The following is a 14,721-nucleotide window of genomic DNA, read 5'->3' as shown; positions in this document are numbered from 1 at the left end:
AGCGGCCCTCGGACACGGCATCGGCGCACGGGACCTCACACCTGTGCGGTGAGTGAACTCCCCCTTGACCGGCCGGGCCGGGACCTCCCGTGGGACGGGGTCCCGGCCCGGTCGTCGGCATGCCGTCAGCCGCCGAGCACGTCGAGCAGCCGGTCCACGTCCGCGGCCGTGTTGTACAGGTGGAAGGCGGCCCGCAGGTTGCCCGCCCGGTCGGAGACCTCGATGCCCGCGCGGCTCAGCGCGGGCTGGCGGCCGCCGAGTCCGGGCGCCGAGACGATCGCCGAACCGGGCGCGGGCAGCGGCCGGTGGCCGAGCGCGTCGAGCCCGGCCCGGAACCGGTCGGCGAGGGCCACGTCGTGGGCGTGCACGGCGTCCACGCCGAGTTCCTCGACGAGTTCGAGGGAGCGGCGCAGTCCCGCGAACGTGAACAGCGCGTGGGTGAGGTCGAACCGCCGGGCGGAGTGGGCCAGTTCGGCCACCGGGCCGTAGCAGCTGTCCCACGGCCGCTCGCCCGCGACCCAGCCGGCCAGCAGCGGGGTCAGCCCGCCGAAGTCCTCGGGGACCACGAGGAAGGCCGTGCCGTGCGGGCCGAGCAGCCACTTGAAGGAGACCGCGGCCGAGAAGTCGTGGGCATCGGCGTCCATCGGCAGCCAGCCGGCCGACTGGGAGAAGTCGACGTAGGTGCGCGCCCCGTGGTCACGGGCGGCCTCCCGCAGGGCCGGCAGGTCGGCGACGCGGCCGTCGGCGGACTGGGCGGCGCTGACCGCGACCAGCGCGGTGCCGGGGCGGACCGACTCGGCGATCCGCTCCAGCGGCACGGCGCGCACCTTGAGGTCGCCGCGGACGTGGAACGGATTCAGCACGGAGGTGAAGTCGTCCTCGGCGGTGAGGACTTCGGCGCCGGCGGGCAGCGAGGCGGCGATCACGCCGGAGTGCGCGGCGACGGACGCGCCCACCGCGACCCGGGAGGCGGGGACGCCGGCGAGCCGCGCGTACGCGGCCCGGCTCGCCTCGACGTCCTCGTACAGCGAGGTCAGCGGCCTGCCCTCGGCCCGCAGCAGGGCCGCCTCGTGCAGGGCGGCCACCGTGCGGGCCGGCAGCAGGCCGTTGCTCGCGGTGTTCAGGTAGGTGCTCTTCGGGGTGAACTCGGCGCGGACGAGGCTCTCGAACGTCTCCGTGGTCTCCATGGGTCCACTCTGCGGCCCGCGGGACCCCCCGTCCATTGCGGATTTTTCCGCAGCACCGCGAAGCATCGCTTATACGATGCCTGTGACCTGCGGCTTCTCAGTGCTGCGGGACCGCGCACCCGTCCGGCCCGCAGGCCTCGGCGCCGCCCTCGTCGATGAGCTTCAGCGGGGACCGCGCGCCCCAGGCCTGACCGAGCGCCTGGGTGAACACCTCGGCCGGCTGGGCACCGGAGACCCCGTACTTGCGGTCGAGGACGAAGAAGGGCACCCCGTTCGCGCCCAGTTCGGCCGCCTCGCGCTCGTCGGCGCGGACGTCGTCGGCGTAGCGGGCCGGGTCGGCGAGCACCTCGCGCGCGGCCTCCGCGTCCAGGCCTGCCTCCGCGGCCAGCCCGACGAGCCGCTCGGCGCCCTCGGTGAACAGGGACCGCTCCTCGGCGAAGTTCGCCCGGTACAGGATCTGGATCAGCTCGTCCTGGCGGCCCTGCTCCTTGGCGAAGTGCAGCAGCCGGTGCATGTCGAAGGTGTTGCCGTGGTCCCGTCCGCGGGTCCGGTAGTCGAGCCCCTCGGCGGCGGCCTGGGACCCCAGGTTGTCCTCGCCGGCCTGGGCCTGGGCCTCGCTCATGCCGTACTTCTTGGTGAGCATGGTGATCACCGGCTGGACGTCGCCCTCGGCGCGGCCCGGGTCCAGTTCGAAGGAGCGGTGCACGACCTCGACCTCGTCGCGGTGCGGGAAGGCGGCGAGCGCCTTCTCGAACCGCGCTTTTCCGACATAGCACCAAGGGCAAGCGATATCGGACCAGATCTCGACGCGCATGTTGTCCGCTCTCCAGGTAGTCAAGAGGTGTCTCGACTCCTGAACCTCCGCGCGGCCCCCTTCATTCCCCGCGCACCGCGTACCGCAGGTACAGGTGGTGATCGTCGTCCGCGGGCGGCTGCTCCGGGTCCGGCACCCAGCCCTGGCGGGCGTAGAAGGCCTGGGCCCGCCGGTTGTCGACGTGCACGTCCAGGACGGCCGTCAGCCGTCCGTCGGCCTGCCACTGCTCCAGGCAGGCGGCGTGCAGGGCGGTGCCGATCCCGGTCCGCCAGCGGGCGGGGTCGACGTGGAACTGGAACAGCTTGACCGTCCGCGCGGGCGCGCCCTCCGGCGGGCGGAAGGAGGCGACGGCGGTGATCTCGCCGGCCTCCACCACGCACAGCACCTGCCCGTCGGGCCGCTCGACGGCTCCGAGCCAGGCCGCCGTCCAGTCCACGCCGTCGTCCGGGAGGCCGTCCGGGTAGTACGTGGACCGGGCCCGGTGGTGCAGCGCGGCGATCTTCCCGGCCTCGGCGGGCAAGGCCGTACGGATCACCCGCGGCCTCTTGAGACGGTCACTGATCATGCATCACAGGACGCCGCCGCGCCGCCGCCGGTTCCGGAGCCGTTCAGCTTCCGTCGCGGAGGTCGGCCGGCCAGTCGGGCCTGAACTCGATGTGGTCGTAGGTCACCACGCACCCCTCCCCTATCGGCGACTGGGTCATGAAACCGACCAGCGCGTCCCCGGTCTCCTTCTCGCCACCCAGCGTGAACAGCCGGACGAAGACCCAGTTCCTGCCGTCGCGGGAGGCGTGGAAGGCCAGCGCCCGCCCGGTCCTGCTGATCCGCAGCCAGACCGAACTCCCCTCCACCGTGAAGGCGTTGGAGTCGTCGGAGTGGCCGCGGGTGACCACCGTGCAGACGGTGGGGACGTCCGGGGAGTTCTCCAGGCAGAGCTTGGCCCAGGCCCGGTCGCCGACGTGGACGTACAGGACCCCGGCGTCGAAGGCGGCGCCGAAGCCGACGGTGACCCGGGCGATCAGCTGGAAGTCCCCCTCGGGCGCCCCGAGCAGCCGGGGCGCGTCCGAGGCGGGGTCCAGGGCCTCGCCGGTGGGCGGCACGAACCGGTCCTGCCGGGCTCCGGCCCACCCGGTGAGCACACCGTCCTCGTAGAACCAGTGCCCGTCGGGCCCGTAGGTGCGCAGGGGAAAGGGAAGTTCGGGAAGTTCCACGTCCATGGCCCGATTGTGTCAGCAGAACTCTTCGGCGTGGCCGGGGGAAGCCGACTCCAAGGGGGGCCGGGGGTGCCCCCGGCCGGGGCCGGGGGCGGAACCGCGCGACCGGTCACGGCCGACCCGCGGCCGTCGACGCACCCCGGCCCCACGACCCCGACGGCGCTACCGCTCCAGAACCCCGTTGAACCGCCGGGGAAGCCCCAGCGGGTTGTCGTCGCGCAGTTCCTTCGGCAGCAGGGCCGTGGGCACCCCCTGGTACGCCACCGGCCGCAGCCACCGCTCGACGGCCGTGCCGCCCACCGAGGTCGACGTCGACGTGGTGGCCGGGTACGGCCCGCCGTGGTGCTGGGCCGGCGCCACCGCGACCCCGGTCGGCCACCCGTTGACCAGCACCCGGCCGGCCAGCGGTGTCAGCTCCGCCAGGATCTCCGCGCCGCGCCCCTCGCCCGCGGCCTCCTCGGCGGAGACGTGCACGGTCGCGGTGAGGTTGCCCGGCAGCCGCGACAGCACGGCGGCCGCCTCGTCGTGACCGGCGTACCGGACCACGACGGTCACCGGCCCGAAGCACTCCTCCAGGAGCAGGTCGTACGCGCCCTCCTCGGCCAGTCGGCTCGCCGGCACCGTGAGGAACCCCGCGCTGACGGTGTGCTCGCTACCCGCGCCCGGAGTCACCGGGCTCTCCACGCCGGGGAGTTGGGCCCGCTCGGCGACCCCGGCGACGAAGTTGTCCCGCATCCGGTGGTCGAGCAGCACGCCCGGGTCGGTGTCGCTGACCGCGTCCGTGAGGGACTTGAGCAGTCCGTCACCGGCGGCGTCGGCCGGCACCAGGACCAGGCCCGGCTTCACGCAGAACTGGCCGACGCCCATCGTCATCGACCCGGCCAGCCCGGTGCCGATCTCGCCGCCGCGCTCGGCGGCCGCGGCCTCGGTGACCAGGACCGGGTTGAGGGAGCCCAGCTCGCCGTGGAAAGGGATCGGGACCGGGCGCGCGGCGGCGGCGTCGAAGAGCGCCCGCCCGCCCCGTACCGACCCGGTGAAGCCGGCCGCGGCGACCAGCGGGTGCCTGACCAGCTCGATGCCGGCTTCGAAGCCGTGCACGAGACCGAGCACACCGGCGGGGATGCCGTGCTCGGCGGCGGCCCGGCGCAGCACCGACGCGACCAGCTCGGACAGGCCCGGGTGGTCGGGGTGGGCCTTGACGACGACCGGGTTGCCCGCGGCCAGCGCGCTCGCGGTGTCGCCGCCCGCGACCGAGAAGGCGAAGGGGAAGTTGGAGGCCGAGTAGACGGCGACGACGCCCAGCGGGACCTTGTAGCGGCGCAGGTCGGGCACGGGCGGGGTGGCGGTGGCGTCCGGGTGGTTGATGATGACGTCGAGGAAGGCGCCCTCGTCGACGAGGTCGGCGAAGGCCCGCAGCTGGTAGGTGGTGCGGGCGAGTTCACCGGTGAGCCGGACCGGGCCGAGCGCGGTCTCGGCGTCGGCGGCCTCCACGAGGTGGTCCCTGGCCGCGTCGAGTCCGGCGGCGGCGGACCGCAGGAAGGCGGCGCGGACCGTGCGGTCGGCGAGGGCGGCGCGGCCGGCGTGCGCCGCGGTGACGGTGGAGTCCACCTCCTCGGCTGTGGCCTCCACCGCAACCTGTTCACGCTGCTTCCCGGTACGCGGGTCGACACTCCAGACTGGTGCTGCTGCCACCGCGGGTCCCTCCATGAGTTGCGTTCTGCCGCAGAGCCGGGTCACTCACCAGGGATGTTCGATATACTGAACGCTGTCTCTGATGATGAATAGGCTGTTGGAGACTATAACCTCGGTTTCTCGTCCAACGAAGGGGTCAAGGGCGATGTCGGCAGGCGAGACAGGCGGCGGGGCACAGGTCAAGTCCGCGGTACGGACCGTGGAGTTGCTCGAATACTTCGCCGGCCGGCCCGGTATGCACTCCCTCGCGGCGGTCCAGGAGGCGGTGGGCTACCCCAAGTCCAGCCTCTACATGCTGCTGCGCACGCTCGTGGAGCTCGGCTGGGTGGAGACGGACGCGACCGGCACCCGGTACGGCATCGGGGTCCGGGCGCTGCTGGTCGGCACCTCGTACATCGACGGCGACGAGGTGGTCGCGGCGGCCCGTCCCACCCTGGACCGGCTCTCCGACGACACCACGGAGACCATCCACCTGGCGCGCCTGGACGGCACGAACGTGGTCTACCTGGCCACCCGCCAGTCCCAGCACTACCTGCGCCCCTTCACCAGGGTCGGCCGCCGGCTCCCCGCGCACTCCACCTCCCTCGGCAAGGCCCTGCTGGCCACCCACACCGACGAGCAGGTGCGCAAGCTGCTCCCGGAGACCCTTCCGGCGCTCACCGAGCACACCCTCACCGACCGCGAGAGGCTCATCGAGGAACTCCACCAGATCCGCGACCAGGGCTTCGCGATCGACCGCGAGGAGAACACGCTCGGCCTGCGCTGCTTCGGGGTGGCGATCCCGTACCGCACCCCGGCCCGCGACGCGATCAGCTGCTCGGTCCCGGTGGCCCGTCTCACGCCCGCCCACGAACAGATGATCAAGGACGCGCTGTTCGACGCGCGGGACCGGCTGACCCTGGCCACCCGCCGCCTCTAGGGCCGACCGGATGAACGGGCGATGAGAATTCCGCCCGCGCGGGAACGGACCACCCGTCGTCGCTCGTCTGTCCGAACGGAATGAACAAGACGATCAGGCGGGCGTCCGTCTTCGTGCTGCTGCTCGTACTCGCTCTGCTGGGCAGGGCGACATGGCTGCAGTTCTACGACGGCAAGGCCCTCGCGGAAGACACGAAAAACCGGCGGAACGCGATCCAGACGTACTCGCAGCCGCTCGGGAACATCGTCGTGGCCGGCAGTTCGATCACCGGCTCGGCACGGACTTCGGGCAGCGACCTCGCGTACAAGCGCACCTACACCGCCGGCGAACTGTACGCGGCGGTGACGGGCTACGCCTCGCAGGCGTTCGCCCCGACCCAGTTGGAGGGCATCTACCGGGATCTGCTCAACGGCACCGACAACCGGCTCATGTCGGTCATGGGCACCGTCACCGGGGAGCGCGCCGCCCCGGGCAACGTGATCACCACCATCGATCCGGACGTCCAGAAGGCGGCCTACCGGACGCTCGGCGACAAGAAGGGCGGGGCGGTCGCGATCGACCCGAAGACCGGCAGGATCCTGGCGGTCGTCTCCACCCCGTCGTACGAACCGGACTCGCTGACCGACGCGAACACCGCCGGCTCGGCCTGGAAGTCGCTGCTCGGCGACAAGGACAAGCCGCTCACCAACCGGGCGCTGCGCCAGCCGCTGCCGCCGGGTTCCACGTTCAAGCTGGTGGTCGCGGCCGCCGCGCTGGAGGACGGCCTCTACGGGAACGTGGACGTGAAGACCGACAGCCCCATCCCGTACACCCTGCCGGGCACCACGACTCCGCTGAAGAACGAGAGCACGTCGGCGCCCTGCGAGAACGCCCCGATCCGGGTCGCCCTCCAGTACTCCTGCAACAACGTCTTCGGCAAGATGGCCGTCGACCTCGGCCAGGACAAGGTGCGGGCGATGGCCGAGAAGTTCGGCTTCGACGACGAGCAGCAGGACGTGCCGGTACGGGCCTGGGCCAGCTCCTACCCCAAGGACATGGACAAGGCCCAGACCGCGCTGTCCGGCATCGGCCAGTTCGACGTCACGGCGACCCCGCTCCAGATGGCCATGGTGTCGGCGGCCATCGCCAACGGCGGCAGGCTGGTCTCGCCGCACATGGTGTCCCAGGTCACCGACAGCGGCGGCGACGTGCTCCAGAACTTCGACGACCACACGGACAGCAAGGAGATCGTCAGCTCCTCGACGGCCCGGCAGCTCCAGTCCGCGATGCAGACGGTCATCGAGCAGGGCACGGGCACGAACGCGCGCATCGACGGCGTCACCGTGGGCGGCAAGACCGGCACGGCCCAGCACGGCGAGAACAACAGCAAGACGCCGTACGCCTGGTTCACGTCGTACGGCAAGTCCGACAGCACCGGCAAGGAGGTCGCCGTGGCGGTGATGGTCGAGCAGTCCGACGCCGCGCGCTCGGAGGTCAGCGGCAACGGCCTGGCGGCGCCGGTGGCGAAGGCGATGATGCAGGCGGCGTTGAAGCGCTGAGGGGTTCGCCGCGCGAGCAGCCACGGTCCGCGCCGTGACTGCTCGCGGCTCCCGGCCCGGCGCCCCGTACGGGGCGTCCTACTTCACGCCCAGGATCTGCTCCACCGGATCGATCGCGAAGTACACCAGGAACAGCGCCGAGACCGCCCACAGCAGCCAGTTGACCTCCCGGGCCTTGCCCAGCACCGCCTTGATCACCACGTACGCCAGGAATCCCGCCCCGATGCCGTCGGTGATCGAGTAGGTGAACGGCATCGCGGCGATCGTCAGGAACGCCGGAACGGCGATCTCGTACCTGTCCCAGTCGATGTGCTTGACGTGGGTCATCATCAGGAAGCCCACGGCGATCAGCGCCGGCGCCGCCGCCTGGAGCGGCACGATCGTCAGCAGCGGGGTGAGGAAGAGCGCGAGTCCGAACAGTCCGCCGGTGATCAGGTTGGCGAAGCCGGTGCGCGCCCCCTCCCCCACGCCCGCCGCCGACTCGATGTACGCCGTGTTGGAGGAGGCCGAGCCCACACCGCCGGCCACCGCCGCGGCGCCGTCGATGAACAGCACCCGTCCGATGCCGGGCACCTGCCCCTTCTCGTCGAGCAGCCCGGCCTCCGCGCTGATGCCCACGATCGTGCCCATGGCGTCGAAGAAGTCGGACAGGATCAGCGTGAAGACCAGCAGGACGGCGGTGAGCACCCCGGCCTCGGCGAAGCCGCCGAACAGGCTGAAGTGGCCGAGGAGTCCGAAGTCCGGGGCGGCGACGATCTTGTCGGGGACCTTCGGCGTGGTCAGGCCCCAGCTCTTGATGTCGGCGACCGAGTCGATGACGATCGCCACCACGGTCATGGTGACGATGCTGATCAGGATGGCGCCCTTCACCTTGCGGGCGACCAGCGCGATGGTCAGGAGCACGCCAAGACAGAAGACCAGTACGGGCCAGCCGGTGAGCCGGCCCACGGCGCCCAGCTGCACCGGCACGGTGGTGTTCGCGGCGTCCGGGATCCGGCTGACGAACCCGGCGTCGACGAAGCCGATGAAGGCGATGAACAGGCCGATGCCGACCCCGATCGCCTGCTTCATCGGCTGCGGGATGGCGTTCATGATCGCTTCCCGCAGTCCGGTCACCACCAGCACGCAGATCAGGATGCCTTCGAGGACGACCAGGCCCATCGCGTCGGACCAGCTCATCAGCGGCGCCAGCTGGAAGGCCACGACGGCGTTGAGCCCGAGCCCGGCGGCGATGGCCAGCGGCAGATTGCCGCCGACACCCATGATGACCGTCATCACGCAGGCCACCAGCGCGGTGGCGGTGACGAGTTGGCCGGTGTCCAGGGTGTGCCCGAACTTGTCCTTGGCGCTGCCGAGGATGATGGGGTTCAGCACCAGGATGTAGGCCATGGTGAAGAACGTGGCGAAGCCGCCGCGTATCTCCCGGCCGAAGGTGGACCCCCGCGCGGAGATCTTGAAGAACCGGTCGACGGTGTTCCCGGCAGGTGGCGCGGCACCCTGCCGCTCGTCCACCTTCTGCGACTCGGACATGGTCGTACTCCTCGTTGCCTGAGCGATCGTGTGCGGATGATGGCTGGATTGTTCCCGCGTTCAACCGGTTTCAGGTTTTCTCCGTGTTACGGAATCGCCCGGCGAGGAGAGCGGGACGGGCCGGAGACAGTGCCCCGGCCCGTCGCCGGCTACGACACGAAGTACGTCGGGTTCGGGAGCTTGTACGTGCGGTCCGCGTGGCCGCCGTCCAGGTCCGAGTACTGGTCGCCGAAGTTGGCGATGATGTCGTACCCGAGGTCCTTCTCGATGTGCTTGCGGGTGCCGGACTTGTACTGCACGGTCGTGCACGCCCAACTGCCCGCGGTGGCGCAACCGCTCAGGTACGACGGCGGGTTGGCCGCGTCCTTCAGGAACATGTGCCCGGCGTCGAGGTTCACGTCGGCGCCGATCTTCTTCAGGTTCTCGACGGCGGCGGTGCGCTGCGCCTCGCTGAGGCCGGAGTTGTAGAAGACCTCCACCCCCCGCTGCCTGGCGTACTGCACCAGGCCGGCGCTGCCGAAGACTCCCGGCCGGTCGGCCCTGTTGACGTAGGCCGCCCAGGTGGCCGAGTTGTAGGTGTAGTTGTAGCGCTTCTCGTAGTCGAGGCTGAGCAGCAGCGTGTCGTCGATGTCGAAGACGACCGCGGGCCGCTCTCCCTTGCGGTGGGCCTTGCGCGCGGCCCGGTCGATGTACCGCTCGGCGTCCTGGTCGAGACGCGCCAGGTCCTTGGCGTACTGGCTGGTCGGCGACGCCTGGTAGACGCCGTCGGCGTCCGCGGCGGTGCCGTAGTAGGTGTCGATGTCCTTCACCAGGAGCCCGATGTTGTAGGGCTCGCGGGTGGAGTTCGCCGTCGACTGTCCGGCGGTGGCTCCACCGGCGCCGTAGAGGGCACCGGCGGCGACCGTGCAGGCGGCGGTGATCGCCGCGATCCGAAGTGACTTATGCATGACAGGAGTTCTACGCGCGTCACCCTGGCGGGCGCGAGTCCCGTTGCCCGATCGATATCTCGTGCGCGGGCAAAAACCGGGTCAAGCGCCCTGGAGGGGACGGTTCCGGATCCGGTCAGGAGCGCACGGCTCCCGCGGCCCACGGGGCGGGCAGCTCGGAGTAGAGGGCGAGGGTGTCGGCGCCTGCGGCGACCAGGGCGTCGACGCCGGGGATCACCCGGCGGTCCTCCGCCGGCAGGTGGCGCCAGGTGCCCGCGGGCAGGGCCACCGGGTCACCGGCCAGCCGGATCGCCTCGACGACCTTCATGAAGGCGCCCGTCGTCTCCGGTCCGGCCAGCAGTCCGTCGCCGTCGGTGAGGTGGCGGGCCAGGTTCTCCAGCAGGTCCGTGCCGCCGTACCGGATCTCCCGCGGTGCGTGCCCCGCCCGCCGCAGCAGCACCCGGTCCCGCGTGTACCAGTAGGTGATCCGGCCGCCGGTGCCGTGCACCAGGACGTAGGGCTCACCGGGCCGCTCGGCGCAGAGCGTGGCGGCGACGGTGACCGGGCCTCGCGGCGTGGTGACGCGGACGCACGAGGTGTCGTCGGACTCGATGTCGTTGGCCCGCAGCAGTTCGGTCTCGACGCCGGTGACGTCCTCGGCGCGCGGGGTGCCGAGCAGGGCGAGGCCGGTGGCGACGGCGTGCGCGAACGGATTGGTCAGGACGCCGTCGACGACGTCCACGCCGTCCAGGCGCCGCCGGCCGGCCCACGGCGCCCGGCTGAAGTAGGACGCCGGGCGGGCCCAGGCACCCGCGCCGCCCACCCCCAGCACGTCCCCGATCGCCCCCTCCGCGAGCAGCGCGCGGATCGCGGGCACCGCGTCCGAACCGAGCGACTGGAAGCCGATCTGGCAGGCCACGCCCGCCTCGGCGACCCCGTCGGCCATCCGCCGGAACTCCGCGAAGGACGGCGCAGGCGGCTTCTCCACCAGCAGGTGCACGCCTCGTCGGGCGGCCGTCAGCGCGAGGTCGGTGTGGGTGGGGATCGGCGTGCAGATCACGGCGATCCGGGCGCCGGTCGCGTCGAGCAGCCCACCGAGGTCGGCGGACTGCGCGGGCGTGCCGAGGCCTTCGGGCAGCTCGTCCGGGGCCAGCGGGGTCAGCTCGCAGACACCGGCGAGCCGCACGACGCCCTTCTCCTGGAGCCGGCGGATGTTCTCCAGGTGCCGGCGGCCGTGGCCGCGCGCTCCCGCCAGCACGACGTCGATGGTCGAAGAGTTCACGGCACGCTCCCTGCGCTGTCGATCTCTGCGTGCAGGGTAGGCGCCCGGCCCGGCCGGACCGCGGGCCGTCCCGTCCCCTCGCCGTCCCCGGACGCGAGCGGTCGCGGTGGCGGGCGCGGTCAGCCCGCGTACGGGTCCGGGACCTGGCCCGGCCGGGCGAGGAACACGAAGTCGCAACCGGTGTCGGCCTGCGTGACCTTTGATGTTCACGCCGAACGTGCTCGGTCTGGCGCTCGGCGCCGCCCTGGTGGAACTCGTCGACCACCGGCTGCTGCTGCCGGTCTTCGGCGGCGCGCCGCCGGCCACCGCCGCGGCACCGGCTCAGCGCAGGGCCGCGCGCACCGCCTCCAGATCGGCGTCGGACGCCAACCCGGCGTGATACAGCCGCAGTTCGGTGGCTCCCAGCTGCCGGGCGCGGGCCGCGTCGGCCGCCAGCGTGCCGGGGCTGCCGCCCATCCCGGAGACGACGGTGAAGTTGGCGGCCAGGACGGTGTCCGCGCGGGCGTGCTCCGCGAAGGGCGCGAGCAGGGACGTACCGCCCGCGCAGGGCACCACGACGCCGTCCGCGACCGACAGGACGTGCGCCGGGTCCACGCCCGCGTTGGCTCCGCAGTGGTAGGCGACCGGGTCGGCGTGCAGCAGCACCCGGAAGCCGTCGGGGGCCGCCGCGCGGACCGCGGCCACGGCCGACTCCTGGAGCGTGCGGGCCCGTCCGTCGCGCCACGCGCGGGTGGCCGCGGCCACCGGCTCGCCGAGCAGCTTCTCGACCGTCGGCCACCCGCCGTCGTCCGCCGCGCCCCGCCACAGCGGCTCCAGGGCCCGGCGGACGGCCGCGGCCAGCTCGTCGGCGTCCAGGCCCTGCCCGCCGTACCCGTCCCGGCAGGCCGGGCAGAAGCAGAGGGCCATCAGGTAGTGGCCGGCGTCGCCGAGGCCGACGCCCGCGGTCTTGTCGTGGGCGTGCAGGTGCTGGAGGCCGTACCAGCCGAGGGACTCCAGTTCGGTGCCGGCCGCTCCGGGGCGGACGGCGGCCTCGGCGGCGAGGTCGGTCAGGTACGCGCGCGTGGCGGGCTGGGCGATGCAGGGGGCCCAGGGGTAGCGGTCGCCGTAGGCGTTGACGACGGAGGTCTCCGGGTGCTCCTCGCCGAGCCGGGAGCTGTGCGCGAGGATCACCCAGGTGTGGACGTCAAGCCCGGCGCCGGCCAGGGCCTCGGCCGCTTCCGCGTAGGCGTCGCCCGGGGCCCAGTCGCCCGCCTGGTACGGGCGCAGGGCGCGGTCCGCCCAGCGCTCGCCCGCCGGGTAGTAGACGGCCGCGTAGCGGGCGGTGACGATGCGGTGGCGCGGGTGCCGCGGGGTCAGGGCGCGGGTGGAGTGGTACGCGGAGGCGAGGGTCGCCTGGCGCACGCCGAGCGCGGCGATGCGCTCCGGGGCCCGCGGGTCCCCGTTGACGTCCCAGGGGTAGACGAACGCCGACGCCCTCGGCCGCTCCCGTGCCGTCACGCGCCCTCCTCCAGCAGCGCGTACCCGCGCTCGACGAGCTGGGCGAGCTGCTTGACGTGGTCCTCGCCGGGCTCGTGCAGCGGGGGCCGGACCTCGCCGACGTCCAGGCCGCGCAGCCGCACGCCCGCCTTGACCAGGGAGACGGCGTAGCCGCGGCCCTGGGCGCGCAGTTCGACGAACGGGCGGTAGAAGCCGTCCAGCAGGCGTTCCACCGTCGGCCGGTCCTCCGCGCGCAGGGCGGCGTGGAAGGCGAGGGCGATCTCGGGGACGAAGCAGAAGACGGCCGAGGAGTAGAGGGAGATGCCGATGGCCCGGTAGGCGAGCTGGGTCTGTTCGGCGGTGGGCAGGCCGTTGAAGTAGAGGAAGTCACCGGGGACCTCGGTGCGTACGGCGCTGACGACGCGCTGCATCAGGTCCAGGTCGCCGAGGCCGTCCTTGAAGCCCATGACGCCTTCGGTCCGGGCGAGTCCGACGACCGTGGACGGGGTGAACACCGCGTTGTCCCGTTGGTAGACGATCACCGGGAGGTCGGTCGCCGCGGCCACCTCCCGGTAGTGCCGCAGCAGGCCCTCCTGTCCGGCGACGACCAGGTAGGGCGGCATGGCCAGCAGGCCGTCGGCCCCCGCGTCCGCGGCCAGACGCGCGTAGCGCACGGCGAGCGCGGTGCCGTAACCGGCGCCCGCGATCACCGGCACCCGTCCCTCGGTGGCCGCCACGGCCGCGCCCACGCAGGCCTCGAACTCCTCGGGCAGCAGCGCGTGGAACTCCCCGGTGCCGCAGCAGGCGAACACGGCCGCGGCACCGGCCTCGACGCCGCGGCGCACGTGCTCGCGGTAGACGTCGAGGTCGAGGGAGCCGTCGGGGCGGAAGGCCGTGACGGGGAAGAAGAGCGGCCCGCGCGGGTCACGGAGGCGTGCGGCGAGAGGGGCTGGCGTCACGGGCGCTCCCTGTTGATGCATGTGTCTGATCAGTGTCCATATTCATGAACGTGGCCACGTTACGAGGCCCGCTCGGCGTCGGTCAAGGAGACATACGACCAACATACGAGCGGATTCCCGCACTCCACGGCACACTTGACTAGGTATGCCGCATCTCCCTAGCGTGTCCATGCATATGAATGACAGACAAGGATGAGACCTCCTGCGCTCGGCCGGAGGACGCCGACCCAGGAGACGCGCATGCCCACTCCCCGCACGCTACTGCTCACCGGCGCCGCCGGCGGGCTCGGCACCCTGATGCGCTCCCTGCTCCCGGAGTACGGCTACGACCTGCGCCTCTTCGACGTCCGCCCGATCGAGGGCGAGCCGGACGCGATCACCGCCGATCTCGGCGACCGGGACGCGCTGCGGGAAGCGGTGCGCGGCGTGGACGCGGTCCTGCACCTCGCGGGGATCTCCCTGGAGGCGCCCTTCGAGAAGATCCTCCGCTCGAACATCGAGGGCACCTACCACCTCTACGAGGCCGCCCGCGAGGCCGGCGTGCCGCGCATCGTCTTCGCCTCCTCCAACCACGCCGTCGGCTGGACCCCGGCTCCGCGCGCCGGCGACCCGCTCATCCCGGCCGACACCCCGCGCCGCCCGGACACCTTCTACGGCCTGTCCAAGTCCTTCGGCGAGGACCTCGCCCAGCTCTACTGGGACCGGCACGGCCTGGAGACCGTCTCCGTCCGCATCGGCTCCTGCTTCGCCGAGCCCACCGACGTGCGCATGCTCTCGGTGTGGATGAGCCCCGCCGACGGCGCCCGCCTCTTCCACGCGGCCCTGACCGCCGAGGAGGTCGGCCACACCGTCGTCTACGGCTCCTCCGCCAACACCCGTCTGTGGTGGGACCTGACCGGCGCCCGGGCGCTCGGCTACGAACCGCAGGACGACTCGGAGCGGTTCGCCGCGAAGCTGATCGCCGAGCACGGCGAGCCGGACCCGCGCAACCCGGCCCACACCCACCTGGGCGGCCGTTTCGTCAACGACCCGCCGATCTGGCCGTACTGACAGCGCGGAAGACACCTCACGCGGCGGGGGGGGGGGGGGGGGCGCGCCCCCCCCCCCCCCCCCCCCCGGGGGCCCCCGGACACCCACCCCCCCCCCCCCCCCCCCCCCCCCCCCCCCCCCCCCCCCCCCCCCCC

At 72.5% G+C, this 14,721-nt stretch carries 14 protein-coding genes; 4 read left to right on the top strand and 10 right to left on the bottom strand.

Features of this window, described 5'->3' with window-relative positions:
- Window positions 1-125: 125 nt before the first annotated feature.
- The 5 genes from ACIRQ9_RS33710 to ACIRQ9_RS33690 form a co-directional block, all read right to left on the bottom strand.
- Window positions 126-1,187, bottom strand: a complete 1,062-nt coding sequence (locus tag ACIRQ9_RS33710) for an aminotransferase class V-fold PLP-dependent enzyme (protein ID WP_404182257.1) — start codon at window positions 1,185-1,187, stop codon at window positions 126-128.
- Window positions 1,188-1,284: 97 nt separating this feature from the next.
- On the bottom strand, window positions 1,285-2,001 hold the full coding sequence (locus tag ACIRQ9_RS33705; RefSeq protein ID WP_404182493.1) for a DsbA family oxidoreductase: 717 nt from the start codon (window positions 1,999-2,001) through the stop codon (window positions 1,285-1,287).
- Window positions 2,002-2,062: 61 nt separating this feature from the next.
- Complete coding sequence (locus ACIRQ9_RS33700) at window positions 2,063-2,566, bottom strand: GNAT family N-acetyltransferase (protein WP_404182255.1); 504 nt, start codon at window positions 2,564-2,566, stop codon at window positions 2,063-2,065.
- Between the two features lie 43 nt (window positions 2,567-2,609).
- Window positions 2,610-3,218 (bottom strand): DUF1349 domain-containing protein, encoded by a 609-nt coding sequence (locus tag ACIRQ9_RS33695; protein ID WP_404182253.1) that lies wholly within the window; start codon window positions 3,216-3,218, stop codon window positions 2,610-2,612.
- Between the two features lie 159 nt (window positions 3,219-3,377).
- Window positions 3,378-4,907 (bottom strand): aldehyde dehydrogenase (NADP(+)), encoded by a 1,530-nt coding sequence (locus ACIRQ9_RS33690; RefSeq protein ID WP_404182250.1) that lies wholly within the window; start codon window positions 4,905-4,907, stop codon window positions 3,378-3,380.
- 145 nt (window positions 4,908-5,052) lie between these two features.
- Here ACIRQ9_RS33690 and ACIRQ9_RS33685 point away from each other — a divergent pair, with 145 nt between their 5' ends.
- Entirely contained in the window at window positions 5,053-5,826 is a 774-nt protein-coding gene (locus tag ACIRQ9_RS33685; protein WP_404182247.1) for an IclR family transcriptional regulator, read from the top strand.
- A gap of 80 nt (window positions 5,827-5,906) precedes the next feature.
- Window positions 5,907-7,364 (top strand): peptidoglycan D,D-transpeptidase FtsI family protein, encoded by a 1,458-nt coding sequence (locus ACIRQ9_RS33680; protein WP_404182244.1) that lies wholly within the window; start codon window positions 5,907-5,909, stop codon window positions 7,362-7,364.
- Between the two features lie 78 nt (window positions 7,365-7,442).
- Here ACIRQ9_RS33680 and ACIRQ9_RS33675 read toward each other — a convergent pair whose 3' ends face one another.
- From ACIRQ9_RS33675 to ACIRQ9_RS33665, 3 genes are all read right to left on the bottom strand, one after another.
- Window positions 7,443-8,894 carry an NCS2 family permease gene (locus ACIRQ9_RS33675; RefSeq protein ID WP_404182241.1) on the bottom strand — a complete coding sequence of 484 codons (1,452 nt, stop codon included), beginning with the start codon at window positions 8,892-8,894 and terminating at the stop codon, window positions 7,443-7,445.
- A 149-nt stretch (window positions 8,895-9,043) separates the two neighbouring features.
- Window positions 9,044-9,841 (bottom strand): HAD family acid phosphatase, encoded by a 798-nt coding sequence (locus ACIRQ9_RS33670; protein WP_404182238.1) that lies wholly within the window; start codon window positions 9,839-9,841, stop codon window positions 9,044-9,046.
- 115 nt (window positions 9,842-9,956) lie between these two features.
- Entirely contained in the window at window positions 9,957-11,102 is a 1,146-nt protein-coding gene (locus ACIRQ9_RS33665) for a Gfo/Idh/MocA family protein (protein WP_404182235.1), read from the bottom strand.
- A 202-nt stretch (window positions 11,103-11,304) separates the two neighbouring features.
- Between ACIRQ9_RS33665 and ACIRQ9_RS33660 the strand changes: the two genes are divergently transcribed.
- Window positions 11,305-11,481 (top strand): hypothetical protein, encoded by a 177-nt coding sequence (locus ACIRQ9_RS33660; RefSeq protein ID WP_404182234.1) that lies wholly within the window; start codon window positions 11,305-11,307, stop codon window positions 11,479-11,481.
- Here the strand turns inward: ACIRQ9_RS33660 and ACIRQ9_RS33655 are convergent.
- The gene (locus ACIRQ9_RS33655) at window positions 11,424-12,599 is read right to left on the bottom strand and encodes a hypothetical protein (RefSeq protein ID WP_404182232.1); all 1,176 of its coding nucleotides are present in this window, start codon (window positions 12,597-12,599) and stop codon (window positions 11,424-11,426) included. The genes ACIRQ9_RS33660 and ACIRQ9_RS33655 overlap by 58 nt on opposite strands.
- Window positions 12,596-13,537: a 5-dehydro-4-deoxyglucarate dehydratase gene (locus tag ACIRQ9_RS33650; RefSeq protein WP_404182229.1), complete on the bottom strand. Its 942-nt coding sequence runs from the start codon at window positions 13,535-13,537 to the stop codon at window positions 12,596-12,598. Before ACIRQ9_RS33650 ends, ACIRQ9_RS33655 begins: the two co-directional genes overlap by 4 nt.
- Before the next feature lie 240 nt (window positions 13,538-13,777).
- Here ACIRQ9_RS33650 and ACIRQ9_RS33645 point away from each other — a divergent pair, with 240 nt between their 5' ends.
- The gene (locus tag ACIRQ9_RS33645; RefSeq protein ID WP_404182226.1) at window positions 13,778-14,587 is read left to right on the top strand and encodes an NAD-dependent epimerase/dehydratase family protein; all 810 of its coding nucleotides are present in this window, start codon (window positions 13,778-13,780) and stop codon (window positions 14,585-14,587) included.
- Window positions 14,588-14,721: the final 134 nt, after the last annotated feature.

Origin of the sequence: Streptomyces sp. NPDC101237 (genome assembly GCF_044767465.1) — a bacterium.
In the GTDB taxonomy this organism is placed as follows: domain Bacteria; phylum Actinomycetota; class Actinomycetes; order Streptomycetales; family Streptomycetaceae; genus Streptomyces; species Streptomyces gramineus.
The sequence above is the reverse complement of the archived record's forward strand: the minus strand, read 5'-3'. Positions and strand labels throughout refer to the sequence as shown.

Bases quoted from the DNA above. Each gene is read 5' to 3' on its own strand.
- ACIRQ9_RS33710 (WP_404182257.1), bottom strand. From the start codon at position 1,187: ATGGAGACCACGGAGACGTTCGAGAGCCTCGTCCGCGCCGAGTTCACC.
- ACIRQ9_RS33705 (WP_404182493.1), bottom strand. From the start codon at position 2,001: ATGCGCGTCGAGATCTGGTCCGATATCGCTTGCCCTTGGTGCTATGTC.
- ACIRQ9_RS33700 (WP_404182255.1), bottom strand. From the start codon at position 2,566: ATGATCAGTGACCGTCTCAAGAGGCCGCGGGTGATCCGTACGGCCTTG.
- ACIRQ9_RS33695 (WP_404182253.1), bottom strand. From the start codon at position 3,218: ATGGACGTGGAACTTCCCGAACTTCCCTTTCCCCTGCGCACCTACGGG.
- ACIRQ9_RS33685 (WP_404182247.1), top strand. From the start codon at position 5,053: ATGTCGGCAGGCGAGACAGGCGGCGGGGCACAGGTCAAGTCCGCGGTA.
- ACIRQ9_RS33680 (WP_404182244.1), top strand. From the start codon at position 5,907: ATGAACAAGACGATCAGGCGGGCGTCCGTCTTCGTGCTGCTGCTCGTA.
- ACIRQ9_RS33675 (WP_404182241.1), bottom strand. From the start codon at position 8,894: ATGTCCGAGTCGCAGAAGGTGGACGAGCGGCAGGGTGCCGCGCCACCT.
- ACIRQ9_RS33670 (WP_404182238.1), bottom strand. From the start codon at position 9,841: ATGCATAAGTCACTTCGGATCGCGGCGATCACCGCCGCCTGCACGGTC.
- ACIRQ9_RS33660 (WP_404182234.1), top strand. From the start codon at position 11,305: ATGTTCACGCCGAACGTGCTCGGTCTGGCGCTCGGCGCCGCCCTGGTG.
- ACIRQ9_RS33645 (WP_404182226.1), top strand. From the start codon at position 13,778: ATGCCCACTCCCCGCACGCTACTGCTCACCGGCGCCGCCGGCGGGCTC.